We start from the raw sequence: 22,529 nt of genomic DNA, 5'->3' as shown, positions 1-22,529 counted from the left end.
TGCATCGCGCCTCCAGGAGAGCACCGCATGGCCAAGCTGATCCACACCATGGTGCGCGTGCGCGAGCTCGATCGTTCGCTCGCGTTCTACGAGGCGGCCTTTGGGCTGCTGCCCTCGCACCGGCTCGACTTCGACGATTTCTCGCTGGTCTACCTGCGCAATGCCGAGGCCGAAGCCGAACTCGAGCTCACCTGGAACAAGGGCCGCGAGCCGGCCTACACGCATGGCGACGGCTACGGCCATGTCGCCTTCGTGGTGGACGACGCGGCCGCCGAGCGCGCGCGGCTGATCTCGCTCGGCATGCAGCCGAAGGATCTCAAGGAGTTCCGCGACGGCCGGGGCGAACTGATCGCCCGCTTCTTCTTCATCGAGGATCCGGACGGCTACAAGATCGAGGTACTGGAACGACACGGCCACTACCGCTGATCGGCAAGCCGGCCCGCATCACCGCATCAGAACAAGACCAACGACAAGCAACACCGTGCCCGCAATCAAGGAGACGCACATGAAAGGCAAAACCATCGGCATCGCCCGCCAGGGGCCGGCCGAAGCGGAAGGCCCGCGGCGTATCGCGCTCACGCGCCGCGAGCTGCTCAAGGGAAGCGGCGTGCTGATCGGCACGCTGGCGCTGTCCTCGTCGCTGGCGGCGCTGGCGCCGAGCCGGGTCTGGGCCCTGGAGCTGCAGGGCCTGGACGCGCACCAGGGCGCGGTGCTGCTGGCGCTGACGCGGCAGATCTACCCGCATCCGTCGCTCGACGATGCCGTCTACGCGCTGGTGGTGAAGGATCTCGACGCCAAGGCGCGCAAGGATGCCGCCACGCGCCGGCAACTCGCCGAGGGCGTCAGGCAACTCGACGCGAAGGCGGCCGACGGCGACTGGACCAAACAGGACGGCGCCGCGCAGGCCAAGGACACCGCGGCGCTCGCCGGCACGCCGTTCTTCGAGACGGTGCGCAGCACGGCGGTGGTCTCGCTCTACAGCAACGGCCTGGCCTATCGGCACTTCGGCTACGGCGCCGCCGAGGGCGACGGGGGTTACCTGTTCAAGGGCTTCGACGACCTGAGCTGGCTGCCCGATCCCGCGCCGCAGGACAGCGGTCCCGTTCCGGCAGCCTGACCCCTGGGAGAACCGACATGGCAACGCAACAAGCTGGCAAGCGCTTTTCGCATGACGACGGCAACGTGGTGGTGATCATTGGCTCCGGCGCGGGCGGCGGCACGCTCGCCAACGAACTGGCGCAGCAGGGTATCGACGTGGTGGTGCTGGAGGCCGGCTCGCTGAACACCCAGGCCGATTTCAAGACCGAGGAATGGGACGCCTTCCACCTGCTGTCCTGGCTCGACCCGCGCACCACCTCGGGCTCCTGGCGCGTGGCGCGCGACTTTCCCACGCTGCCGGCATGGATCTGCAAGACGGTGGGCGGCACCACCACGCACTGGGCCGGCGCGAGCCTGCGGATCCAGCCGCACGAGTTCAAGGCGCGTACCCACTACGGTGCGATCGAGGGCGCCTCGCTGCTCGACTGGCCGGTCACGCGCGAGGAACTCGATCCCTACTACGACCGCGCCGAGAAGAAGATGGGCGTGACGCGCACCAATGGCTGGCCGGGCCTGCCCGGCAACAACAACTTCAAGGTGATGCACGCCGGCGCGAGCAAGCTCGGCTATCGCGAGTGCAATACCGGCCACATGGCGATCAACAGCACCAATCGCGACGATCGCAGCCACTGCTATCAGCGCGGCTTCTGCTTCCAGGGCTGCCGCTTCGGGGCGAAGTGGTCGACGCTCTATACCGAGATCCCGAAGGCGCAGGCCACCGGCCACATGGAGCTGCGGCCGAACTCGCACGTGGCGCGCATCGAGCACGACGTGCACGGCAAGGCGAGCGCCGTACTCTACTACGACGCCAAGGGCCGCCTGCAGCGCCAGAAGGCGCGCGTGGTGGCGGTGGCCGGCAACTCGATCGAGACGCCGCGGCTGCTGCTGGCCTCGGCCTCGAGCCGCTACCCGGACGGGCTCGCCAATTCCTCGGGGCAGGTGGGGCGCAACTACATGCGCCATACCACCGGTTCGGTCTACGCGGTGTTCGACAAGAAGGTGGAGATGTACAAGGGCACCACCATGGCCGGCATCATCGAGGACGAGGCGCGGTTCGATACCAGGCGCGGCTTCGCCGGCGGCTATCACATGGAAACCATCTCGCTGGGCCTGCCCTTCTACGCCGCCTTCCTGAACCCGGGCGCCTGGGGCAGCGATTTCACCCAGGCCATGGATGCCTATCCCTACACGGCCGGCATGTGGATCGTCGGCGAGGACATGCCGCGCGCCTCGAACCGCATCACGCTCAATCACGCGGTGAAGGACCAATACGGCCTGCCGGTGGCGAACGTGCATTTTGACGACCACCCCAACGACGAGGCGATGCGCGAGCACGGTTTCCGGCAGGGCAGCGCCGTCTACGAGGCGGCGGGCGCGAAGACGGTCTATCGTGTGCCGCCCTATCCTTCGACGCATAATCTCGGCACGGCCCGCATGAGCGCGCGCGCGGAAGACGGGGTCTGCAACGGTTTCGGGCAGACCCACGACATCGCCAACCTGTTCATCTCGGACGGCAGCCAGTTCACCACCGGCGCGGCGGAGAATCCGACCCTGACCATCGTCACGCTGGCGATCCGCCAGGCCGACCATATCGCCGGGCGCATCAAGCGGCGCGAGCTGTGAGCGGCGCGGGCCCCTCTCAAGGAGACTGTTCGCATGTGCAGTGTCTACATCAACGCGGATCCCATCCTCTACGAATCGCGCACGCGCGCGATCCGGATACACGGGGTGGTCACCACGGTGCGCCTGGAGAACCTGTTCTGGGACGTGCTGCAGGAGATCGCCAATCGCGAGGACATGACCACCAGCCAGTTCGCCGCCAAGCTGCATGACGAGCTGGTGGCGCTGCGCGGCGAGGAGCCGCTCAACTTCGCCTCGTTCCTGCGCGTGTGCTGCATGCGCTACCTGTCGGTGAGCAGCGCGCGCAACCAGGCGGCCGGCGACGCGCCGCCCGGCGCGGCCCGGCTGAAAGTGGTGGAGGCCGGGCGATAGGGGCAGCGCCCCGCGGCAGGCCCGGGGGCCGCCCGATGCGCGGCCCGCCGGGATCCCGCCCCGTTGCCTCGGGCGTGACCAGCCTGTCTCGCTGCGTTCGCATCCCGGTCACGCACTTCGTGTCGCCGCCGTGACGGCCGCGCCGAATTCCTATAGTGACGGCACTTACAACGCGTCAGCGAGTTCCGTCATGCCTCCGTCTCCCCTGATCAGCGGGCGCACCAGCCCGGCCCCGACAACTGCCGAGCCGTCGTCGCAGCACGGCACCACGCCCGTCATCAACGAGCCGGCCCAGGCCACGCAGCAGCAGAACAACCCGGCCCTGGCCATGCAGCGCCGCCGCCAGCGACCGAGCTCGCTGAATGGTGGCACGCCGGTGCAGACGGGCGCGTCGTCGCTCGCGCGCAGCGCCTCCGACAGCGCGCTGGCCGCGCGGAACGGCATGGTCGAATCGCCGCCGGCGAACCTGTCGCCGCTACAGGCCAGGATGGCGCAGCACGTCCAGCACGCGGTGGAGGAACAGATCAACGGCTCGGGCGAGTCGAGCCCCACCAGCTCGATCAGCTCGCTGGCGCTCGACGATCCGCACCTCCCGCCGTCGGCCCCGGCTGCCACGCCGGCGCAGGCCGAGGCCCAACTCAACGAAGCGGTGAGGAACGCCGACGAGGCGATCGAGTTCATGGCCTCGCTGGTGGCGGCACTGCAGCCGCATGCGCAGCCGCCTTCGCCGTCGTCCGCGAGCCTGCATGTACCGCCGTTGCCGGACAGCAGCGATTCTTCGCTGCGCAGCAGCGTGTCGAGCGAGAGCCTGCACCTGCCGCTGCAGGGCAACGGTTCGAACACGAGCCTGCACGTGCCGCCGCTGCCCGACAGCAGCGATTCCTCGCTGCGCAGCAGTGTGTCGAGCGAGAGCCTGCACCTGCCGCTGCAGGGCAATGGCTCGAACGCGAGCCTGCACGTGCCGCCGCTGCCCGACAGTAGCGACTCCTCACTGCGCCGCCCGGCGTCGTCGGCGAGCGGCGCCTCGGGCCGGCTGCCGCCGCCGCGCACGCGCCTGTCGTCCAGCCAGCGCCCCTCGCTGCAGATCGAGACCGAGGACGTGCCCGAGCGCGAAGGCGATATCCCGCTGCGGACCCGCAACGCCACCACCAATGAAGCCGAAGCCTCGCCGTCGAGCGCCAGCACGGAAAGCTCGAGCAGTTCGGAGCTGGGCGGCAACGCGCAACTGGTGGCCAACCTGAAGGGCTGGGCTTCCAATATCGGGCATGTCGCCGGCCACGAGGCGGTGGCGGTCGGCCTGACCACGGCGATCCGCGAGGTGGTGAGCGGCCTGGTGCGGGCGGCGCAGAACAACGCGCCCGGCACCGAGAAGGCGCAGGAGGCGGCGGCCGGCGCGTTGATCGCGTTGATGGGCCTGGGCAACCTGCTGGCGATGGCTTCGCGCCGCGCACGCGGCACCAATTCCAACATTGCCGATATCGGCAACGGCCTGCAGATCGCCGGGCTGATCAGCAGCGCGCTCAGCGCGAAGGAAACCGGCCAGTTGCGCGACCAGTTGCCCGCGCTCGCGCGTACCTTCGTCTATGCCGGATTGCGCGACACCGTGAACACCGTGAAGCCCTACAAGAGCACCCCCGACGGCGAGGGCAATCCCTTGCTGGCACAGTTGGCGAACACCGTGCCTTACGGTTTCAACCAGTTCTTCGTGAACTGGGGGCAGGGCGCGCGCGGCATGTCGGGCGCGGGCTTCGCCGACAGGCTCCACGAAATCTCGCAGATCAGCAACAAGACCGAGGCCGACGAAGCTTCGCTGCAGCTCGCCAAGGAGGCGCCGCTGCAGTTGTTCGCCTATGTCGGCGCGAATACCGGCGGCGAGTTCTTCGACAAGATCGCCGGCAGCGTGTTCGAGCAGGCGGTGGGCAAGCTCGGCTGGAGCGGCGCCGCGCAGTTGCAGATCGGCCACGACGAACTGCACTGGCCGACCGGCTCCGAATGGGGCGACGCCGCCGAGAAGACCATCTCGCGGATGTCGCTGTTCGGCTCGGCGATCGGCACCTCGGCGGCGGCCGGCGCGGCGATCGCGGCGGACGGCTACAGCGACTTCCATGCGTCGATGGCCAACAACGCCGTGGGCGGCGCACTGGTGACGGCGCTGTGCCTGCCGTTCGTGATGACCTTGATGCGCAAGGCCCGGGCGAGCGGCAGCAGCGCCGGCAGCGCCAACAACGCGTGAGCCGGGCGGGGCGGGCGGCGCGCCAGGCGCGGCCCGCCCCGCATCGAGCGCGCGCCGGTGGATTGCGGCGCGTTCGCTCGCGCGCGCTCAGAGCGCGTGGCGATACACCAGGAAGCCCGACTTGCTGGCGAGCTGGTCGTAAAGCTTCATCGCCGTCTGGTTGGTTTCGTGCGTCTGCCAGTAGACGCGTTCGGCGCCGTCCTGCCTCGCCTCGCGATAGACGGCCTCGATCAGCGCGCGCCCGACGCCCTTGCCGCGCGCCGAGGCCAGCGTGTAGAGATCCTGCAGGTAGCAGATCGGGCCGGCCAGCGTGGTGTGGCGGTGATAGAGAAAGTGGACCAGCCCGACGATCTCGCCCGCCGATTCCGCCACCATCGCGTGCATCGGCTCGTAGCCGTCGAAGAAGCGGCGCCAGGTCAGCTCGGTGATGTCCCTGGGCAGCGCCGTCTCGCCCACGCGGCCGTAGAACTCGTTGTAGCCGTTCCAGAGCGGCAGCCAGGCGTTGAAATCGGCGGGGGTGACGTAACGGACGACGAGCGTGTCTTTCACGGCAAGGGCTCCTGGGTTCGGCATGAAGGGATTGCCGGCCAGTATAGGAGCGCGCGTGGCGCTTGTTGAGCGCCACGCGGTGCCGGAATCATGGAGCCACGAAGCGGCTCAGCCCAGGCGATAGACCTTCTCCGCGGTGCCGCGGAACAGCGCCGCGCGCTCGTCGGCGCCGGCATCCGCGGTCAGCCGCTTGAAGGCGTTCCAGCCGTTGCTGAACGGATAGGAGCCCTTGTCGACCGGGAAGTTGCTCTCGAACATGCAGCGCTCGGCGCCGAACATCTCGATGCAGGCGAGCATCCAGGGCTTCCAGGCCGCGGCCAGCTCGATCGACGAGGGCGGGCGCTCCCCCTTCTCGAAGTCGAAGCCGTTGATGCGCATGCCCAGGCCGCCCACCTTCACGTGCACGTTCGGCAGGCGCGCCAGCTCGCGCATCGAGCGCGACCACTGCTCGAACACGTCCTGTCGATGCGCGGCGTAGCTGGCGATCCGCACCACGCCGCCGCAATGGTTGATGATGATCGGCAGGTCCGGATGCGCCTTGGCCAGCTCGAACAGTTCCGGCAGTTGCGGAAAGAACAGCCAGGCATCGTAGGACAGCCCCAGCGGCGCGAGTTGCGCGATGCCTTCCTGGTAACGGCGATCGAGCAGCAAGCCGCGCGGCGCGCCGGTCAGCGGATTGGCCAGCGTGGTATCGGCATCCCAGGTCACCAGGTGGCGGATGCCGCGCAGGCGGCCGTCGCCGGCGGCCAGCTCCGCCTCCAGCACCTCGCGCACGGCCGCTCCCTGCCGCAGGTCCGCGTAGCCGACCATGCCCTTGGCCACCTGCGGCTTGCCGTGCTGCAGCGGCGCGGTCACGCCCGCCACGTATTCGATCTCGCCGACCGGGCGCAGCGCTTCCGGGCCCGATCGGCGATAGCGCGTGAGCGCCTGCATGTAGACGGAAGCCGTGATGTCGTGCCCCGATCGCGCATCGGCCAGGTATTCGTCGAGCAGGTAGGTCCAGCCGGGGCGCTCGTAGAAGTGATGATGCGCGTCGATGATCGGCAGCCCGGGTTCGAGCGCCGCCTCGGTGCCCGAGGCCAGCCAGTCGGCCCGCACCGGGAGGTAGTTGCTGGAGGGATTCATCGGGGGCGGGTTCTCCTTGGCGAAACCCGGCCGCGACGCGAGCGCGGGCAGCAGGGTGGAGGCGGCGGCCGCGCCCAGCAGGCGACGGCGGCGCGCGGAAAAACGAGAGGGATGGCTCATGGTCACGATCTCAGGATTCGCGGTGGAAGGCGTGGAGCGACAGCGTCAGCAGGGTCGTGATGCCGAGCACGATGGCCAGGCCGATCATGCCGGACGAGAAGGTGCCGAAGCCGTCCTTCAGATAACCGACCAGGTAGGGGCCGGCGAAGCCGCCCAGCGCGCCGATCGAGTTGATCAGCGCGAAGCCGCCTGCGGCCGCCTGGCCCGACAGGAAGCGCGCCGGCAGCGTGTAGAAGATGGTGCGCCCGGCGATGGTGCCGATCAGGGCCAGCGTGATGCCCGTCATCGCCGGCAGCAGGTGCTGGAAGCAGGTGGATACGCCCAGCGCGATCGCGCCGATCAGCAGCCCCACCGCGAGATGGGTGATGTGGCCGCCGCGCCGGTCCACATGCCGGGCCCACGCGAGCAGGGCGATGGTGGCGAAGAAGTAGGGGATCGCCGAGATCCAGCCGGTCGCGGCCAGGCTCATGCCATGCGCCTTGAGCATCTGCGGCAGCCAGATGCCGATGCCGTAGGAGCCCATCGTGAAGCCGAACGAGATCAACGCGAGCACGTACATGCGCGGGTCGCGCAGCGCGGCGCGGAAGTCCTTGCGCTTGCCGCTCGCGCCCTGGTCGCGATCGAAGGCGGCCTGCAGCGCCTGCCGCTCGTCGGGCGAGAGCCAGCTCGCGTCGGCCGGCTTGTCGGCCAGCAGCCGCAGCACCAGGAAGCCGAGCAGGCAGGCCGGCAGGCCTTCCACGATGAACATCCACTTCCAGCCCGCGATGCCGAGCCTGCCGTCCATCTGCAGCAGCCAGGTGGAGAGCGGGCCGCCCACCAGCGAGGACAGCGGCGTGGACACCGTGAACCAGGCCAGCACGCGGGTGCGGTAGTGCGCCGGGAACCAGACCGCGAGGAAGAACACCACGCCGGGGAAGAAACCCGCCTCGCCGATGCCGAGCAGCAGCCGGATCAGGTAGAAGCTGTTGGGCCCGGTGGCCAGTGCGGTGGCCGCCGCGAAGAAGCCCCAACTGATCATGATGCGGGCCAGCCAGCGCCGCGCGCCGAAGCGGTAGAGCGCGAGGTTGCTCGGCACCTCGCACACGCAATAGCCGGCGAACATGATGCCCGCGCCCCAGCCGAACTGCGTGGCCGTGAGGCCCAGGTCGCGGTTCATGGTCAGCGCCGCGAAGCCGACCCCGGTGCGATCGAGGTAGTTGAAGAAATAGGCGAGCGAGAGCAGCGGAATGAACCGCCACGCCGCCTTCCTCACCGCCTGCTGCTCGAGCGAGGCGTTCGCCGGGGTGAGGGCGCGTGTCATGTCCCGCGAGATCGAAACCATGGCGTCTCCAGTATCGTTTGGACGGCCGGAAGCGCGCATGCGATCGCGCTTCGGCCGCTTTCTCGTGTGATGCGTATCGCTGTCAGGCGCTGGCCAGTTCGTTATCCGAAGCAGCTGGCGCGTCGCCGGCGTGTGGCTCGGTGCAGCGCACTACGCCGGCCTGGTTCAGTTGCCGGATCTCCTCCGGGCGGTAGCCGATCTGTTGCAGCAGCGCCTGCGTGTGCTGGCCCAGCGCCGGCGGCGCCGCGCGCAGGCGCAGGCGCTCGCCGTCCAGCGTCAGCGGCAGCAGGGCCGTGCGCGTGGCGACCGGCTTTCCGGCGCCGCTGGCATCGGCCGGCAGCGTGACCTCGGCCAGGCCGCCGGTGGCGAGCAGGTGCGGATCGTCGAACAGCTCGTGCGGCCGGGTGATCGGCGCATAGGGCAGGCCGATGCGCTCGAAGATCGCGCTGATCTCGGCCGCCTCGAGCGCTTCCATGTGGCTGCGCAGGCGCGGCAGCAGCCAGTCGCGCGCCTGCACGCGCTGGTTGTTGGTGGCGATGCGCGCGTCGGCCTTCAGGTCGGCGAAGCCGAACGCGTCGCAGAACAGTTGCCATTGCGTGTCCGATACCACCGCGAGGAAGATCTGCTCGCCGTCCTTGACGGTAAACACGTCGTAGACGGCCCAGGCCGAGATGCGGTTCGGCATCGGCGCCGCGGTCTTGCCCGTCACGGCGAACTGCATCATGTGCTGGGCCACCAGGAACACGTTGTTCTCGAACAGCGCGCTCTGCACCTCCTGGCCGCGGCCGGTTCGTTCGCGCTGCGCCAGCGCCGCCATCGCGCCGATCGCGCCGAACATGCCGCCCATGATGTCGTTGACGCTGGTGCCGGCGCGCAGCGGGCGCCCGTCGGGGCCCGTCATGTAGGCCAGGCCGCCCATCATCTGCACCACCTCGTCGAGCGCGGTGCGATGTTCGTAGGGGCCGGGCAGGAAACCCTTGTGCGAGACGTAGACCAGGCGCGGGTTGAGCTTCGAGAGATGGGCGTAGCCCAGCCCCAGTTTCTCCATGGTGCCGCTCTTGAAGTTCTCGCTGAACACATCTGCACTGCCAAGCAATCGATGCACGATTTCCTGGCCGCGGGCGTCCTTCACGTCCACCGCGAGGCTTTTCTTGTTGCGGTTGAAGGTGCCGAAGAAGCCGGCGCCGGAGCCGCGCAGCGTGCGCGTGCTGTCGCCGGCGATCGGCTCGATCTTGACGACTTCGGCGCCGAGGTCGCCCAGCACCATGCCGCAGGTCGGGCCCATCACCATGTGGGTCATCTCGACCACGCGCAGGCCCTCGTAGGGCAGCGATCGCTCGGGCTGCTGGCTCATTGCGGCACTCCCAGCAGGCAGGCTTCGGGTTGCGGCGCGCTCGGGGCGCGGCCGTCGGCATAGGCGAAGCCCTTGGGCAGGCCCGCGTCGGGCAGGTGGCCGTAGAGCGCCTCGCCGGGCAGCGCCTCGGCGAGGATCGCGCGGGCCGCCACCAGCGCATCGACGTCGATGCCGGTGTCGTAGCCCATCGCTTCCAGCAGGAACACCAGATCCTCGGTGACGATGTTGCCGGTGGCGCCGGGCGCGTAAGGGCAGCCGCCCAGGCCCGCCTGGCTCGCGTCGATGGTGGTCACGCCCGCGTCGAGCGCGGCCACCACGTTGGCCAGGCCCTGGCCGCGCGTGTTGTGGAAATGGGCACCGCCGGCCTTGCTGCCGACTTCCGCCTGGAGGCGCTTGAACAGGCGGCGGACCTGGGCGGGATTCGCGTAGCCGCTGGTGTCGGACAGGCCGATCTCGTCGACGCCTGCCTCGGCCATCGCCAGGCACATGCGCAAGGTCTGGTCGTCGCTGACCGTGCCCGCGAGCGTGCAGCCGAAGGCGACCGAGACGCCCGCCTCGATCGTGATGCCGGGAAAGCTCGCGTCGCGCAGGGCGACGATCTGGCGGACCTCGTCGATCAACTGCGCGGTGGTCTTGCGGATGTTCGCCATCGCGTGCTCGTCGGTCACCGAGACCGGCAGCGTGATCTTGTGCACGCCCGCCTCGAAGGCGTGCTGCGAGCCGCGCAGGTTGGGCGCCAGCACGGCCACGTGCAGGCCCGGGATCGACAGCGCATGCGCGACCACCTCCTGGATGTCGGCCATCTGCGGCAGCAGGCGCGACGGCACGAAGGAGCCCACCTCGATCTCCTTGAGGCCGGCTGCGGCCAGCGCGGAAATCCAGCGCAGCTTGGCCTCGGTCGGCATGACGCGCTTGATGCTCTGCAGGCCGTCGCGAGGGCCGACCTCGCTGACCAGCACGCGGTTTGGGGACGATGTCGTCATGGTGCGGCTCCTTTATTGCGTTCTATCTGATAGATCAATGTTCTGTCAGATGGAACTATAGAAGCGTGAGCGTACTGTTTTAAGCCGTGTTAACCCGCAATTTCGCGAAAATCCTGGATCTTGTGTTCTATCAGGCAGAACGATAGAGTGTGCGACGTATCAATCTCGAAAGGATCGGGCGGGTGATGGAAGACGAAGCAGGTTCCGCGCAGGAGGCGGTGGACGCGAATTCGAGCGGCGTGGCCGTGCTCGATCGCGCGTTCGCGATTTTCGAGGCGTTCGGCCCGGGCGACGATCGCCTGACGCTGGCCGAGCTGTCGCGCCGCACGGCGCTGTACAAGAGCACGATCCTGCGGCTGCTGGCGGCGCTGGAGCACGGCGGCTTCATTCGCCGGCTGCCCGACGGGCAGTACGCGATCGGGCCGGCGCCCTTGCGGCTGGCGGCGCTGTACCAGCGCTCGTTCGCGGTCGGGCCGGTGATCGAGCCGATCCTGCAGCACCTGAGCCAGGACTTGGCCGAGACGGCGTCGTTCTACGTGCGGCAGGACGACAAGCGCCTGGTGCTGTATCGCGTCGAGCCGGCGCGTTCGGTGCGCGTGGCGGTGCGTGTGGGCGAGGAGTTTCCGATCGACAAGGGCGCGTCGGGGAAGGTGCTGCGAGCCTTCACGGAGCACCAGCCGAAGCTGGCCGGGGTGTGCGAACAGCTTTGGGCGGTGTCGCGCGGCGAGCGGGATCCGGAAACGGCTTCGGTGTCGGCGCCGGTGTTCGGGGCCAGCGGCGAGCTGGTGGGGGCGCTGACGATGTCGGGGCCGAAGGGGCGCTTTGATCTGCCGCCGATTCTGGCCGAGGCGGTGAGGGCCTTGCTGGCGAGTGCCAGGCGGGCGACGGTGGCGTTGGGCGGGGACGGCGGCAGGTTCGAGGCGAGCCTGGCGGCGGCGGGGGAGGCGGGGTTTCGGGTGGGGTGAGCCGGAGCGCGCCGAAAGGGAGCAAGATCGACGGTGGCACTTTCAGTCCCGGCTATATCGAAGGAGACGCGATGAATCAGCTTCAAACACGCCATGCCGAACTCTCGGATATTCCCTCGATCGAGGCGCTGATCGAGTATTCCGTCACCGAGCTGATGATGCGCGAGTATTCCGACGAGCAGCGCAGGCTCTCGATCGGCGCGCTGTTCGGCGTGGACCGGAAACTGATCGAGGATCGGACCTATTTCGTGGTCGAGTCGGATGGCGTGATTGCCGGTTGCGGCGGCTGGAGTTTTCGGCGCAAGGCCTTCGGCGGCGAGGCGGTCGCGAATCGGGAAGCGGGTTGCCTCGATCCGGCCAACGAGGCGGCGCATATTCGAGCGTTTTATGTGCATCCGCAATTCGCCCGACTGGGCATCGCCACGCTGCTGATGAAGACGAGCGAAGCGGCGGCGCGGGAGCGCGGCTTCACGCGGCTGCAATTGACGGCGACGCTGACGGGGCAGCACTTCTACACGAAATACGGTTTCCAGGCGCGCGAGCGGCTCGACTTCCTGTTGCCGGGGGATGTCAGGTTTCCGCTGGTCGAGATGGAGTTTGTCTGCGCGGAAGCGGAGCGTGGCGGCGAGCCTGCCTGATTGATGCGATCGGGCCAGGCTCCGGATAATCAGTCCGTATCGAGAAAAGCGAGTCACGCGTTCGCGGACTCGCTTTTCCATTACCGCATCACGACTGGATGAAGGCGAGCAGGTCGGCGTTGAGCACGTCGGCATTGACCGTCAGCATGCCGTGCGAGAAGCCGGGGTAGGTCTTCAGCGTGCCGTTCTTCAGCAGCTTGATGGACTTCAGCGCGGCGTCGGCGATCGGCACGATCTGGTCGTCCTCGCCGTGCAGCACCAGGGTCGGCACGGAAATCGCCTTCAGGTCCTCGGTCTGGTCGGTTTCCGAGAAGGCCTTGATGCCCTCGTAATGCGCCTTCGCGCTGCCGATCATGCCCTGGCGCCACCAGTTCTGGATCACGCCCTGATGAATCGTCGCGCCCGGGCGGTTGAAGCCATAGAACGGGCCGCTCGGCACGTCGAGGAAGAACTGCGCGCGGTTGTCGGCCAGCGCCTTGCGGAAGCCGTCGAACACCTCGAGGGGCAGGCCTTCGGGGTTGGCATCGGTCTTCAGCATGAGCGGGGGCACCGCGCTGACCAGCACCGCCTTCGCGACGCGGCCGGCCGGCTCGCCATGCTTGGCGACATAGCGGGCGACTTCACCGCCGCCGGTCGAGTGGCCGATGTGGACGGCGTTCTTCAGGTCGAGCGCCTCGACCACGGCGAAGGCGTCGGCCGCGTAATGGTCCATGTCGTGTCCGTCCGATACCTGCGACGAGCGGCCATGCCCGCGACGATCGTGGGCGATCACGCGATAGCCCTTCTGCACGAAGAACAGCAACTGCGCGTCCCAGTCGTCCGAGGACAGGGGCCAGCCATGATGGAAGACGATGGGTTGCGCGTCCTTGGGGCCCCAGTCTTTGTAGAAAATCTCGACCTGATCTTTGGTGGTGACGAACGGCATGGTAATCCTCACTCTGAGAAAGATTTGGAGCAGGGGCCGGGCCGAGCGGGGCTCGGCGCGGGGTTGGTGGTGGTGCGGGTGGAACGGGGCGACGGTGCTCGGCTGAGCGAGCGTGAGAGCTTGGGGGCACGGAGCACGTGGGACTGCGTTACGCGTGCTTCGATGGCCGGCGAATCAGGTCCCGTGCAGGACAAGCCAGCTTGCCCGCTTACGGTTTCGCGTTTGTGTCTGTTGTCGCCTGGTAGAACAGTACACGCTTACGCGCTTTGTTTGCAGGGTTGGTTGGTGCGAAGGTGGTTGCGAGGGATTGAGTGCCTAGCGGTTTGCGGAAATAGCACCAAGATGGTGAAGGTTTCGACGCGGATGCGATGGTTGGTGATGTCCGTGCGGCGGAAATGACAGGCAGGCTGCCTTCAGCGTCGGTCCGTTATTTTTCCAGAAGCGTCTTCAGGTAATCCACTCTTTGCCTGGTGAGTTCGGCAAGACAATCCCTGACGATCAGGGCGGGACCTTCCCCCTGGGATTGCGAGGCCTCCGCCGCGAGATAGCCATTGCATTGCTTGTCTCGGTAGTTGAGCCAGGCTTTCTGCGATTGCTCGAACTCGGCCTTGTATTGCGTGGAGGCGTATATCTTCTGATAGATCGCGTTGAGGTTTTTCTTCGCGTCGGCCAGGGTACGATTCGTGCAGGTTAGATCGTCGTAGACGGTTCCGTTGCCGGTGCAGGTTTCGGCGAGTGCGCTCAAAGGGGCGAGGAGAAGCAACAGGCAGATGATTTTATTCATGGCGTCTTCGATTGATCAGTGAAAATTTTTAACTTCCATTCGAACCTGCTGCCAGGGCCGCGAGGCGCCTTCGCATCGACCCAAGAATGCATGCAGCATTCGAGCCACATGCATCGCGATCCTTGACCCAGAGGCGCTGATCCTGGATGAGGGAGGCCATCGGTGAACCTGATGCCTTGGCTTGGGTTACGGCGCGTCTATAGGATTCTGCGATGCTTTGATCAAAGGCGGCCAGTTGATAAGAACCGCAAATCGCGTGTTCCGTCGAGGTCGATGCCTTGAGGCAAGGGAACGACGCTTGGATGGGCGCGTTGCTCGGAATTTTCATAAGCACCAACATGACTTCGTCACGCCAACGCAGATACATTTTCTGGTCATCGGCGAGAGCGATCCAGGCGCCAGGGATGCCCTTGTTCTTGTTGTCGGCCGAGTTGCCCGTGTTGTCCGAGCGGCCGAGGTCGCCTTGCCACCGGCCTGTCGTGCACATGAGCGTGAATGCTCGGATATGCATTCCTTCGGCACTCTCCAGCTTGTAGTCGCGAACGGGATCGACATCGGCAGGTGCTGGATATGCGTACCCACCTAAGCTGCGGAGCATGAGATCTCGCAGCGATGCATCGATGTCGTGCACGGCAGGTTTCGCGCAATGATCCGGGAAATCGTCGGCGTCGTCCGACACCTCATCAGGCGTGAATTCGAAGATCCGCCCGTTCAGACGCGGATCGTTCCATGCGTATTCGGTGGTGCGGCCCGATTCCGTATTGAGATGAACTTCCTTGACTTGCCACTTGCCGGCGAGGGTAGCCGGAAGGGGAGCGCCAAGTATGTCGGTCGTGACGAGGATGAAGGCGAAGGCGGCTACGAGGTGGAATATCTTTCGCTTTTTCATGGTGGCTGCTCGATCGATCCAAGCGGGTCGCCCTTTGTTCAGGAACCTGGAAATTCAGGTTACCAATTCTTATAGAAATTCAGTCGAGCGACACATACGTCGTGAGCCTCCTCCAGCTTGGCGGCGGTCATGCTGCAGTCCAAATCGACATAGCTGACCCAATCGGGGTTGTTTCCGTCGGATGTGTCTCTGCGCAGCTTGGAGATGACCTTGGTCGTATCGCCGCCCTCGTAAAGATTGGCCATCACTGCCAGGGAGCGCCTGAACGCATCCATCCCGGTGGATGAATCGAGGTAGTGAATTTCGTCGATTCGAGATGCCGTGGTTGAGGCAAGGCACGACCATTTGTCGATCGATGCTTCGGCTCCTGGGGCGGTCGCGCTGAAAGCTTGTTGGCAGTAATTTTCCTTGTATTTGATCCACGCTCTCTGTGTATCGATGAATTTTTGTTTTTGAGGGAGAGGCAGTTTTTTCAGTAGATCGTTGTAGCCACGATTCAACTCCCGATCTTTGCGGCCGAAATCTGCTTGGGCGCAGCTCGCGAGATCGGAAGTTGTCTGCCCTTCACAGGCGGGGCTGGCGTGTGAGCCGAAGGGAACGAGCAACGTCACGCAAATGAAAAATTTCTTCATGAGATCGTTCTGATCTGATTTTCTCGAATTCGCATGGAGCTGTGAATTTTTCGACTCGGTTTGTCTTAAAGGACGGGGCCTCGACTACGAGGGTGCAGCTTCATGGTCCCAGGGAAAGCGCCGACAGTAAATTGAACATGATGACGCGTACTCTTTGCGCTATCTCGGGGCTCACTGCCCATGTTCCCGCCGCACCATGTCATCGAACTGTTGCTGCTGCTCCAGGGCGCGTCGCTTGATTTCCTCGCTATCGTCCCCGCCTTGCACCGGCGCTCGCGAACGCGCATAGGTGAGCAAATGTGGCGGGCAAAAGAACGGCTGGCCCATCCCCATGCTCAGCGTGAATGCACTTTCGTTAGCCTATAGGCTAACAATCAACATTAATCTGCTAGCCTTTGGGCTATCAAAATATTGTTTTTTGCTGCACTATAGGCTACCGTTCAGTCATCACTTGTTAGCTTATAGGCTACCGTAATGAACTCCCGGATGAATGAGCTTCGACTTGAGCAGGTGCAGCGCACGGTCGAGGCATACGCGGAACTATCGAAGCGTCGTGCGCCACCGACGGGCTGGCTCAAGCTTATCCGTGAGGCCCTGGGCCTGACCGGACGTCAGCAGGCCAGTCGCCTGGGCATCTCGGCGCCCACTTTGCACAAATCCGAAAAAGCCGAAGCGGATGAGCGCATCACGCTCGGGCAGTTGCGCAAGCTCGCGGAGGGTCTGGATTGCGACCTGGTGTACGCGCTCGTTCCACGCAAGCCGCTGACGCAGATGGTCGATGACCAAGCGCGCGCCATCGCCATGCAGGAGGTGAATGGGGTCGCGCACACGATGAGCCTGGAAGACCAACGTCCGGGCGCCGAGCGGCTGCGCAAGCAGGTTGAGCAGCGCAAGGCCGAGCTTCTTCGCGGCCGATGGTCCGAGCTATGGCGTTAGACCTCGATGTGCAGGACGGGCAGACACCGCTCGACCCGGATGAACTCGCCGGTCTGATTCCCACCCATCTCGAGACAAAGGCAGACCTGAACGACTGGGAACAGACGAACATCCTTGCGGCCGTCAAATGGCTTCGCCGAGCGAGGAACAAGGACGTTCTCAGCGAAGGATTCTGCCGCGACTTGCACGAGAAGATGTTCGGCGAGACATGGAAGTGGGCCGGGACGTTTCGACAATCCGACAAGAATATCGGGTGTGACTGGACGCAGGTCGCCGTTCAATGCCGCAACCTTTTTGAGGACGCGAAAACTTGGATTGAGTTTGAGGTGTACCCACCGGACGAAATCGCGGCACGATTCCATCACAAGCTGGTGTGGATTCATCCCTTTGCGAACGGCAACGGCCGCCACTCCCGGCTCATGGCTGACGGACTGCTGGGCAGCATGAAGCAGCCGGCATTTACTTGGGGCAACGGTGGCTCGCTAGTCAAGGCCGATGAGGTCCGCGCGCGTTACCTGACGGCGCTGCGCGCGGCCGATAATCGTGACTACAGCCTGCTGCTGGCTTTTGTGCGAAGCACGGCATAGCTGGCCGACCCCAACGCAGGCGCTTTCAGGTTTTCGGATTAGAAGTGCTTACGCCGAGAAATCAACCGCTTGGAAGCGTGTAACGACTTCTGATCCGAATTGCCACGGCAACCAAGCCCTGATTACCCCCTCACTCCACCGTCACCGACTTCGCCAGATTCCGCGGCTTATCCACATCCGTTCCCCGCGCACAGGCCGTGTGATAAGCCAGCAACTGCAGCGGCACCACATGCAAGATCGGCGACAAGGGCCCGTAATGCTCCGGCATCCGGATCACATGCAGCCCGTCGTCGTTGACGATATGCGTATCCGCATCGGCGAACACATAAAGCTCGCCCCCTCGCGCCCGCACTTCCTGCATGTTCGACTTCAGCTTCTCCAGCAGCGTGTCATTCGGCGCCACCGTCACCACCGGCATCGCCTCCGTCACCAGCGCCAGCGGCCCGTGCTTCAACTCCCCGGCCGGATACGCTTCCGCGTGGATATACGAAATCTCCTTCAGCTTCAGCGCGCCTTCCAGCGCGATCGGGTAATGCAGCCCGCGCCCGAGGAACAGCGCATTCTCCTTGCGCGAGAACTCCTCCGACCACGCGATGATCTGCGGCTCCAGCGCCAGCACGCTGTTCAGCGCCGCCGGCAGGTGCCGCAGTTGGCGGATGTAGTCGGCCTCGCGCGTCGCATCCACATGCCCGCGCACCTTGCCCAGCGTCGCGGCCAGCAGGAACAGCGCCACCAGCTGCGTGGTGAAGGCCTTGGTCGACGCCACCCCGATCTCGGTGCCGGCGCGCGTCAGGAACTGCAGCGCGGTCTGGCGCACCATCGCGCTGGTGGCGACGTTGCACACCGCCAGCGTGTGCTGGTGGCCCAGCGTCTGCGCGTGCTTGAGCGCGGCCAGCGTGTCGGCGGTCTCGCCCGATTGCGAGATCACCACCACCAGCGCGCGCGGGTTCGGCACCGAGTCGCGGTAGCGGTACTCGCTGGCGATCTCCACCTGGGTGGGGATCTTCGCGATCGATTCGAGCCAGTACTTCGCCGTCATGCCCGAGTAGTAGCTCGTGCCGCAGGCGAGGATCAGCAGGCTGTCGATCTCCTTGAAGGTGGCCGCGGCATCGTCGCCGAACAGCGAGGGCTCGAAGGCCTCCACCGGCGGGATGGTGTCGCCGATCGCGCGCGGCTGCTCGAAGATTTCCTTCTGCATGAAGTGGCGATACGGGCCCAGCTCGACCGCGCCGCCATAGGCGCTCACCACGCGGATCTCGCGCTCGGCGCGCGCGCCGTTGCGGTCGACGATCTTCACGCCGTCCAGCGACAGCTCGCAGACGTCGCCTTCCTCGAGGAAGGTGTAGCGGTCGGTGCTGCCGGCCAGCGCGAGCGCGTCGGAGGCGAGGAAGTTCTCGCCCTCGCCGAAGCCCACCACCAGCGGCGAACCCTGGCGCGCGCCTACCACCGTGTTCGGCTGGTCCTTGTGGATCACCGCGATCGCGTAGGCGCCGTGCAGTTGCGCGACGGCCTCGCGCACCGCGGCGAACAGGTCGCCGCGATAGAGGCTGTGCACCAGGTGGGCGATCACCTCGGTATCGGTCTGCGAGACGAACTCGTAACCCTTGGCGCGCAGCCCTTCGCGCAGCGCCTCGTAGTTCTCGATGATGCCGTTGTGCACCAGGGCCACCGCGTCCGACGAGAAGATCGGATGCGCGTTGTGGGTGACCGGCGCGCCGTGCGTGGCCCAGCGCGTATGCGAGATGCCGGTCACGCCCTCGAGCTGCGTCTCGCGCACCTGGGCGTCGAGGTCGGCCACGCGGGCCACGCTGCGCGCGCGCTTGGGCGCGCCGTTCTCGAGCACGGCCACGCCGCACGAGTCGTAACCGCGGTATTCCAGCCGGCGCAGACCTTCGATCAGCACCGGAACGATGTTACGTTGCGCAACTGCGCCGACAATGCCGCACATGGCGATCGATCCTCCGAAATGAGGAAGGCGCAACCCGTGTGCGCCTTCGAAACTGTTCTAACCCGTCGGGGCCGCTGCAGCCGCTGCAACGGCCCGCTTCCTCAGCCCTTCTTCTTGGTCGGGCGCACGTAGCCGGATTTCTCCGTCTGCGTCTTGTCGTTGAGCACCAGCTGGCCGTCGGCCACGTCCTTCCAGACGGTGGTGCCGGCCGCGATCGTCACGCCCTTGCCCACCCGCACCGGCGCGACCAGCTGCGTATCGGAGCCGACGAACACGTCGTCCTCGATCACGGTGCGGAACTTGTTCGCGCCGTCGTAGTTGCAGGTGATGGTGCCGGCGCCGATGTTCACGCGCGCGCCGATGTCGGCGTCGCCGATATAGGTGAGATGGTTGGCCTTCGAGCCGTGGCCGAGCACCGCGTTCTTGACCTCGACGAAGTTGCCCACATGGGCTTCGTCGCCGAGCGAGGCGCCGGGGCGCAGCCGCGCATAGGGGCCCACCACGGCCTGCGCGCCGACCTGGGCGCCGTCCAGGTGCGAGAACGCGTCGATGCGCGCGCCTTCGCCCACGCGGGCGTTGCGGATCACGCAGTTCGCGCCGATCGTCACGCCGTCGGCCAGCACCACCTCGCCCTCGAACACGCAGTTCACGTCGATCGAGACGTCGCGGCCGCAGGCGAGCGAGCCGCGGATGTCGATGCGCGCCGGATCGGCCAGCGTCACGCCGCCGACCAGCAGGGCCTCGGCCTGGTTGCGCTGGTGGATCCGCTCGAGCTCGGCGAGCTGCGCCTTGCTGTTCACGCCGAGCGTTTCCCATTCCTCGTCGGGCTGGGTGGTGACCACCTCGAAACCGGCCTCGATGGCCTGCTCGACCACGTCGGTCAGGTAGTACTCGCCCTGGGCGTTGTCGTTGCCGAGCGCGCCGAGCCACATCGCCAGCTGCGCGGTGGGCGTGACGACGATGCCGGTGTTGATCTCGGCGATCTTGAGCTGCTCGTGCGAGGCGTCCTTCTGCTCGACGATGCGCGTCACGCTGCCGGCGGCATCGCGCACGATGCGGCCGTAGCCGCTCGGATCGTCGAGCGTGACGGTCAGGATCCCGTAGCGGGCGTCGGTGGCGGCCTCGGTCAGGCGCTTGAGCGTGCTCGCGCGCGTGAGCGGCACGTCGCCGTACAGCACCAGGGTCGGTTGGGCGGGGTCGAGCAAGGGCAGTGCCTGGCGCACCGCGTGGCCGGTGCCGAGCTGCTGTTCCTGCAGCGCGAACTGCACGTCGGGCGCGGCCACCGCGGCCTGCACCGCCTCGGCGCCATGGCCGACCACCACCACCAGGCGCGAGGGCGCGAGCGAGCGGGCGGTATCGATGACGTGGGAGAGGAGCGGCTTGCCAGCCAGGGGATGGAGCACTTTCGGCAGCGCGGAACGCATGCGCTTGCCGGTGCCTGCCGCCAAAATCACGATATTCATGGCGCCAGCGTGTCGGGAGAGTTTGGAGTTGCGGATTCTAGCACGCAGGGGTGCCGTCGAGAGGGGCCCCGACGCCCCGATTTTCCGTGGGAAGGCCCGCCGGGCGGGCCTCCCACGAACTTGTGAGCGCTTGTTACAGGTCGTCGAACTGGACGATCGAGATCGCTTGCCCCTCGCCCTTGCCGGCACCTGCATCGGTGCCGCAAGGGTCTTCGTCGAAGGCGATGTCGCCGGCCGGATCGGCCACGCCGGTGGCGCGCAGGTCCTTGAACGGGAACAGCGTGGTGTCCATCAGGTGCGAGGGCACCACCGCCGACAGCGCGTTGAACATGTTGTCGACCCGGCCCGGGAAGCGCTTGTCCCAGTCGCGGATCAGCGCCTTCATCTCGGCGCGCTTCAGGTTCGGCTGGCTGCCGCAGAGGTTGCAGGGGATGATCGGGAATTCGCGCAGCTCGGCATACTTCTCGAGGTCCGTTTCCTTCACGTAGGCGAGCGGGCGGATCACCACGTTGCGGCCGTCGTCGGACTGCAGCTTGGGCGGCATGCCCTTGAGCTTGCCGCCGTAGAACATGTTGAGCAGCAGGGTCTGCACGATGTCGTCGCGATGGTGGCCGAGCGCGATCTTGGTCGCGCCGAGCTCGCCCGCCACGCGGTAGAGGATGCCGCGGCGCAGCCGCGAGCACAGCGAGCAGGTGGTCTTGCCCTCGGGCACCAGCCGCTTGACGATGCTGTAGGTGTCCTGGTTCTCGATATGGAAGGGCACGCCCACCTGCCGCAGGTACTCGGGCAGCACGTGCTCGGGGAAGCCCGGCTGCTTCTGGTCGAGGTTGACGGCGACGATCTCGAAGTCGATCGGGGCGCGCTCGCGCAGGCGCAGCAGCACGTCGAGCATCGCGTAGCTGTCCTTGCCGCCCGACAGGCAGACCATCACCTTGTCGCCCTGCTCGATCATGTTGTAGTCGCCGATCGCCTGGCCGACCTGGCGCACGATGCGCTTGAACAGCTTGTTGTTCTCGTAGGCTTCCTTCTGCTCGCGGCGCGTCAGCGCGCGGCGGCCGGCTTCGGCCCCGGCTTCGACGGCCTCCACGGCCTCGTGTTGTGCGGGGGTATGGGGCGCATTCATGCTCGCTCCTCGTCCTTGATGCGAAAGACCTCGACGCCCACTGCGTCGCAATCGGGGTAGGCGTCCGGTTTCTCGGTGGAGACGCGCACCGCGCGCACCGCCTGGTGCGCGAGCAGGCGCGCGGCGATCGAGTCGACCAGCGTTTCCTGCAGGTGGATATGGCCGCTCGCGATGCAATGCGCGACGGCCTGCTTCATCAGATCGTAGTCGATCACCTCGCGCAGCTTGTCCTTGAGCGGGGTGGTCAGGGCGAGCGGCACGAACACGTCGATGTTGATCACGACACGCTGTTCGCCACGCTTCTCGTGCTCGAACGCGCCGATACGCATGGAGACCTCGTGGTCACGCAGGTAGAGCCTGCGGCAGTCGGCGAGCCTGGGGTGCAGGAGGGCGGAAAACATGGTCGGTCCAGTCAAATAGGCGTGCTAACACGCGAAATGGCGCGCTCGGCGCGCCGGTCCTCAGGCTTGGCCGGCCGCGGGCGGGGCGAGATGCTCGCCGCCGTCCACGCTCAGCGTGGCGCCCGTCACGCCCGGCGCATCGGCCAGGTAGCAGGCGGCCGCCGCCAGTTCGTCGGCATGCGGGGCGCGCCCGCGCACCAGCGCCGCGACCCGCACCTTCGGCGCCAGCGCCAGCGCCTGGGCGGCCGTCGCGCGATGCAGCGCGGCCTGCGCCAGTGCATGCGAGAGCCGCTCGGGCGCGGGATGGTACAGCGCGTCGTCGAGCAGGTGGATCAGCACCGCGCGTTGCGTCTCGTCCTCGCGCGCGGCTTCGGGCGTCGCCTCGGCCAGCGTGCGGCCCAGCACCACCGGCGCGGCCACGTGGCGGGCCACCGAGGCCAGCAGCGAGGCGTAGCCGGCGCTG

General features: G+C 66.5%; 23 protein-coding genes and 1 pseudogene. 9 read left to right on the top strand and 15 right to left on the bottom strand.

Annotated elements, in window-relative coordinates; translation table 11 throughout:
- The first annotated feature begins 27 nt into the window (after positions 1-27).
- From F3J10_RS06680 to F3J10_RS06660, 5 genes are all read left to right on the top strand, one after another.
- Positions 28-426, top strand: coding sequence for a VOC family protein (locus F3J10_RS06680; protein WP_025099385.1), 399 nt, complete (start codon positions 28-30; stop codon positions 424-426).
- Positions 427-505: 79 nt separating this feature from the next.
- Positions 506-1,117 carry a twin-arginine translocation signal domain-containing protein gene (locus tag F3J10_RS06675; protein ID WP_167241726.1) on the top strand — a complete coding sequence of 204 codons (612 nt, stop codon included), beginning with the start codon at positions 506-508 and terminating at the stop codon, positions 1,115-1,117.
- A 17-nt stretch (positions 1,118-1,134) separates the two neighbouring features.
- Positions 1,135-2,721: a GMC family oxidoreductase gene (locus tag F3J10_RS06670; RefSeq protein WP_167241725.1), complete on the top strand. Its 1,587-nt coding sequence runs from the start codon at positions 1,135-1,137 to the stop codon at positions 2,719-2,721.
- A gap of 33 nt (positions 2,722-2,754) precedes the next feature.
- Positions 2,755-3,090, top strand: coding sequence for a ribbon-helix-helix domain-containing protein (locus F3J10_RS06665; RefSeq protein ID WP_013699603.1), 336 nt, complete (start codon positions 2,755-2,757; stop codon positions 3,088-3,090).
- Between the two features lie 190 nt (positions 3,091-3,280).
- Positions 3,281-5,323, top strand: a complete 2,043-nt coding sequence (locus F3J10_RS06660) for a hypothetical protein (RefSeq protein ID WP_167241724.1) — start codon at positions 3,281-3,283, stop codon at positions 5,321-5,323.
- A gap of 87 nt (positions 5,324-5,410) precedes the next feature.
- On the opposite strand, the gene F3J10_RS06655 is transcribed toward F3J10_RS06660, so the two are convergent.
- From F3J10_RS06655 to F3J10_RS06635, 5 genes are all read right to left on the bottom strand, one after another.
- Entirely contained in the window at positions 5,411-5,872 is a 462-nt protein-coding gene (locus F3J10_RS06655; protein ID WP_166912468.1) for a GNAT family N-acetyltransferase, read from the bottom strand.
- A gap of 108 nt (positions 5,873-5,980) precedes the next feature.
- Complete coding sequence (locus tag F3J10_RS06650; RefSeq protein ID WP_167241723.1) at positions 5,981-7,117, bottom strand: amidohydrolase family protein; 1,137 nt, start codon at positions 7,115-7,117, stop codon at positions 5,981-5,983.
- A 10-nt stretch (positions 7,118-7,127) separates the two neighbouring features.
- A complete protein-coding gene (locus F3J10_RS06645; protein ID WP_205200182.1) occupies positions 7,128-8,417 on the bottom strand; it encodes an MFS transporter in 1,290 nt (429 codons plus the stop codon).
- 103 nt (positions 8,418-8,520) lie between these two features.
- Complete coding sequence (locus tag F3J10_RS06640; RefSeq protein WP_167241721.1) at positions 8,521-9,792, bottom strand: CaiB/BaiF CoA-transferase family protein; 1,272 nt, start codon at positions 9,790-9,792, stop codon at positions 8,521-8,523.
- Positions 9,789-10,775, bottom strand: coding sequence for a hydroxymethylglutaryl-CoA lyase (locus tag F3J10_RS06635; RefSeq protein WP_167241720.1), 987 nt, complete (start codon positions 10,773-10,775; stop codon positions 9,789-9,791). Before F3J10_RS06635 ends, F3J10_RS06640 begins: the two co-directional genes overlap by 4 nt.
- Before the next feature lie 185 nt (positions 10,776-10,960).
- On the opposite strand from F3J10_RS06635, the gene F3J10_RS06630 reads away from it, so the two are divergent.
- Together F3J10_RS06630 and F3J10_RS06625 are read left to right on the top strand one after the other, a co-directional pair.
- Complete coding sequence (locus tag F3J10_RS06630) at positions 10,961-11,740, top strand: IclR family transcriptional regulator (RefSeq protein ID WP_167241719.1); 780 nt, start codon at positions 10,961-10,963, stop codon at positions 11,738-11,740.
- Positions 11,737-12,378, top strand: a complete 642-nt coding sequence (locus F3J10_RS06625; protein ID WP_166912480.1) for a GNAT family N-acetyltransferase — start codon at positions 11,737-11,739, stop codon at positions 12,376-12,378. The genes F3J10_RS06630 and F3J10_RS06625 overlap by 4 nt, the downstream gene beginning before the upstream one ends.
- Positions 12,379-12,466: 88 nt before the next feature.
- On the opposite strand, the gene F3J10_RS06620 is transcribed toward F3J10_RS06625, so the two are convergent.
- From F3J10_RS06620 to F3J10_RS06600, 5 genes are all read right to left on the bottom strand, one after another.
- Positions 12,467-13,303, bottom strand: coding sequence for an alpha/beta hydrolase (locus tag F3J10_RS06620; RefSeq protein ID WP_025102202.1), 837 nt, complete (start codon positions 13,301-13,303; stop codon positions 12,467-12,469).
- 427 nt (positions 13,304-13,730) lie between these two features.
- Positions 13,731-14,087 carry a lysozyme inhibitor LprI family protein gene (locus F3J10_RS06615; RefSeq protein ID WP_166912482.1) on the bottom strand — a complete coding sequence of 119 codons (357 nt, stop codon included), beginning with the start codon at positions 14,085-14,087 and terminating at the stop codon, positions 13,731-13,733.
- Between the two features lie 28 nt (positions 14,088-14,115).
- Positions 14,116-14,976, bottom strand: a complete 861-nt coding sequence (locus F3J10_RS06610) for a lysozyme inhibitor LprI family protein (protein ID WP_166912484.1) — start codon at positions 14,974-14,976, stop codon at positions 14,116-14,118.
- Between the two features lie 59 nt (positions 14,977-15,035).
- Complete coding sequence (locus F3J10_RS06605) at positions 15,036-15,608, bottom strand: lysozyme inhibitor LprI family protein (protein ID WP_166912486.1); 573 nt, start codon at positions 15,606-15,608, stop codon at positions 15,036-15,038.
- 171 nt (positions 15,609-15,779) lie between these two features.
- Entirely contained in the window at positions 15,780-15,935 is a 156-nt protein-coding gene (locus F3J10_RS06600) for a hypothetical protein (RefSeq protein WP_161783280.1), read from the bottom strand.
- A gap of 147 nt (positions 15,936-16,082) precedes the next feature.
- On the opposite strand from F3J10_RS06600, the gene F3J10_RS06595 reads away from it, so the two are divergent.
- Together F3J10_RS06595 and F3J10_RS06590 are read left to right on the top strand one after the other, a co-directional pair.
- Positions 16,083-16,544, top strand: a complete 462-nt coding sequence (locus F3J10_RS06595; RefSeq protein ID WP_025098678.1) for a mobile mystery protein A — start codon at positions 16,083-16,085, stop codon at positions 16,542-16,544.
- Positions 16,535-17,131, top strand: coding sequence for a mobile mystery protein B (locus tag F3J10_RS06590; RefSeq protein WP_167241718.1), 597 nt, complete (start codon positions 16,535-16,537; stop codon positions 17,129-17,131). Before F3J10_RS06595 ends, F3J10_RS06590 begins: the two co-directional genes overlap by 10 nt.
- Positions 17,132-17,261: 130 nt before the next feature.
- Here F3J10_RS06590 and glmS read toward each other — a convergent pair whose 3' ends face one another.
- The 5 genes and pseudogenes from glmS to F3J10_RS06565 form a co-directional block, all read right to left on the bottom strand.
- Positions 17,262-19,079: a glutamine--fructose-6-phosphate transaminase (isomerizing) gene (glmS, locus tag F3J10_RS06585; protein ID WP_017921280.1), complete on the bottom strand. Its 1,818-nt coding sequence runs from the start codon at positions 19,077-19,079 to the stop codon at positions 17,262-17,264.
- Between the two features lie 101 nt (positions 19,080-19,180).
- Positions 19,181-20,542: a bifunctional UDP-N-acetylglucosamine diphosphorylase/glucosamine-1-phosphate N-acetyltransferase GlmU gene (gene glmU, locus F3J10_RS06580; protein WP_013699589.1), complete on the bottom strand. Its 1,362-nt coding sequence runs from the start codon at positions 20,540-20,542 to the stop codon at positions 19,181-19,183.
- Positions 20,543-20,675: 133 nt separating this feature from the next.
- Complete coding sequence (ttcA, locus tag F3J10_RS06575; RefSeq protein WP_025098675.1) at positions 20,676-21,665, bottom strand: tRNA 2-thiocytidine(32) synthetase TtcA; 990 nt, start codon at positions 21,663-21,665, stop codon at positions 20,676-20,678.
- Entirely contained in the window at positions 21,662-22,066 is a 405-nt protein-coding gene (locus F3J10_RS06570; protein WP_013699587.1) for a dihydroneopterin aldolase, read from the bottom strand. Before F3J10_RS06570 ends, ttcA begins: the two co-directional genes overlap by 4 nt.
- 60 nt (positions 22,067-22,126) lie before the next feature.
- Positions 22,127-22,529: pseudogene (locus F3J10_RS06565) on the bottom strand (short-chain dehydrogenase); the annotation flags it as partial.

The organism is Burkholderia sp. Cy-637 (assembly GCF_011753175.1).
Classification (GTDB): Bacteria; Pseudomonadota; Gammaproteobacteria; order Burkholderiales; family Burkholderiaceae; genus Burkholderia; species Burkholderia gladioli.
This window is presented reverse-complemented; position numbering and strand designations above follow the sequence as displayed.

What these genes read in the sequence shown, in the direction of transcription:
- F3J10_RS06680 (WP_025099385.1), top strand. Translation starts at nt 28, where the DNA reads ATGGCCAAGCTGATCCACACCATGGTGCGCGTGCGCGAGCTCGATCGT.
- F3J10_RS06675 (WP_167241726.1), top strand. Translation starts at nt 506, where the DNA reads ATGAAAGGCAAAACCATCGGCATCGCCCGCCAGGGGCCGGCCGAAGCG.
- F3J10_RS06670 (WP_167241725.1), top strand. Translation starts at nt 1,135, where the DNA reads ATGGCAACGCAACAAGCTGGCAAGCGCTTTTCGCATGACGACGGCAAC.
- F3J10_RS06665 (WP_013699603.1), top strand. Translation starts at nt 2,755, where the DNA reads ATGTGCAGTGTCTACATCAACGCGGATCCCATCCTCTACGAATCGCGC.
- F3J10_RS06660 (WP_167241724.1), top strand. Translation starts at nt 3,281, where the DNA reads ATGCCTCCGTCTCCCCTGATCAGCGGGCGCACCAGCCCGGCCCCGACA.
- F3J10_RS06650 (WP_167241723.1), bottom strand. Translation starts at nt 7,117, where the DNA reads ATGAGCCATCCCTCTCGTTTTTCCGCGCGCCGCCGTCGCCTGCTGGGC.
- F3J10_RS06645 (WP_205200182.1), bottom strand. Translation starts at nt 8,417, where the DNA reads ATGACACGCGCCCTCACCCCGGCGAACGCCTCGCTCGAGCAGCAGGCG.
- F3J10_RS06640 (WP_167241721.1), bottom strand. Translation starts at nt 9,792, where the DNA reads ATGAGCCAGCAGCCCGAGCGATCGCTGCCCTACGAGGGCCTGCGCGTG.
- F3J10_RS06635 (WP_167241720.1), bottom strand. Translation starts at nt 10,775, where the DNA reads ATGACGACATCGTCCCCAAACCGCGTGCTGGTCAGCGAGGTCGGCCCT.
- F3J10_RS06630 (WP_167241719.1), top strand. Translation starts at nt 10,961, where the DNA reads ATGGAAGACGAAGCAGGTTCCGCGCAGGAGGCGGTGGACGCGAATTCG.
- F3J10_RS06620 (WP_025102202.1), bottom strand. Translation starts at nt 13,303, where the DNA reads ATGCCGTTCGTCACCACCAAAGATCAGGTCGAGATTTTCTACAAAGAC.
- F3J10_RS06615 (WP_166912482.1), bottom strand. Translation starts at nt 14,087, where the DNA reads ATGAATAAAATCATCTGCCTGTTGCTTCTCCTCGCCCCTTTGAGCGCA.
- F3J10_RS06610 (WP_166912484.1), bottom strand. Translation starts at nt 14,976, where the DNA reads ATGAAAAAGCGAAAGATATTCCACCTCGTAGCCGCCTTCGCCTTCATC.
- F3J10_RS06605 (WP_166912486.1), bottom strand. Translation starts at nt 15,608, where the DNA reads ATGAAGAAATTTTTCATTTGCGTGACGTTGCTCGTTCCCTTCGGCTCA.
- F3J10_RS06600 (WP_161783280.1), bottom strand. Translation starts at nt 15,935, where the DNA reads ATGGGCCAGCCGTTCTTTTGCCCGCCACATTTGCTCACCTATGCGCGT.
- F3J10_RS06595 (WP_025098678.1), top strand. Translation starts at nt 16,083, where the DNA reads ATGAACTCCCGGATGAATGAGCTTCGACTTGAGCAGGTGCAGCGCACG.
- F3J10_RS06590 (WP_167241718.1), top strand. Translation starts at nt 16,535, where the DNA reads ATGGCGTTAGACCTCGATGTGCAGGACGGGCAGACACCGCTCGACCCG.
- glmS (WP_017921280.1), bottom strand. Translation starts at nt 19,079, where the DNA reads ATGTGCGGCATTGTCGGCGCAGTTGCGCAACGTAACATCGTTCCGGTG.
- glmU (WP_013699589.1), bottom strand. Translation starts at nt 20,542, where the DNA reads ATGAATATCGTGATTTTGGCGGCAGGCACCGGCAAGCGCATGCGTTCC.
- ttcA (WP_025098675.1), bottom strand. Translation starts at nt 21,665, where the DNA reads ATGAATGCGCCCCATACCCCCGCACAACACGAGGCCGTGGAGGCCGTC.
- F3J10_RS06570 (WP_013699587.1), bottom strand. Translation starts at nt 22,066, where the DNA reads ATGTTTTCCGCCCTCCTGCACCCCAGGCTCGCCGACTGCCGCAGGCTC.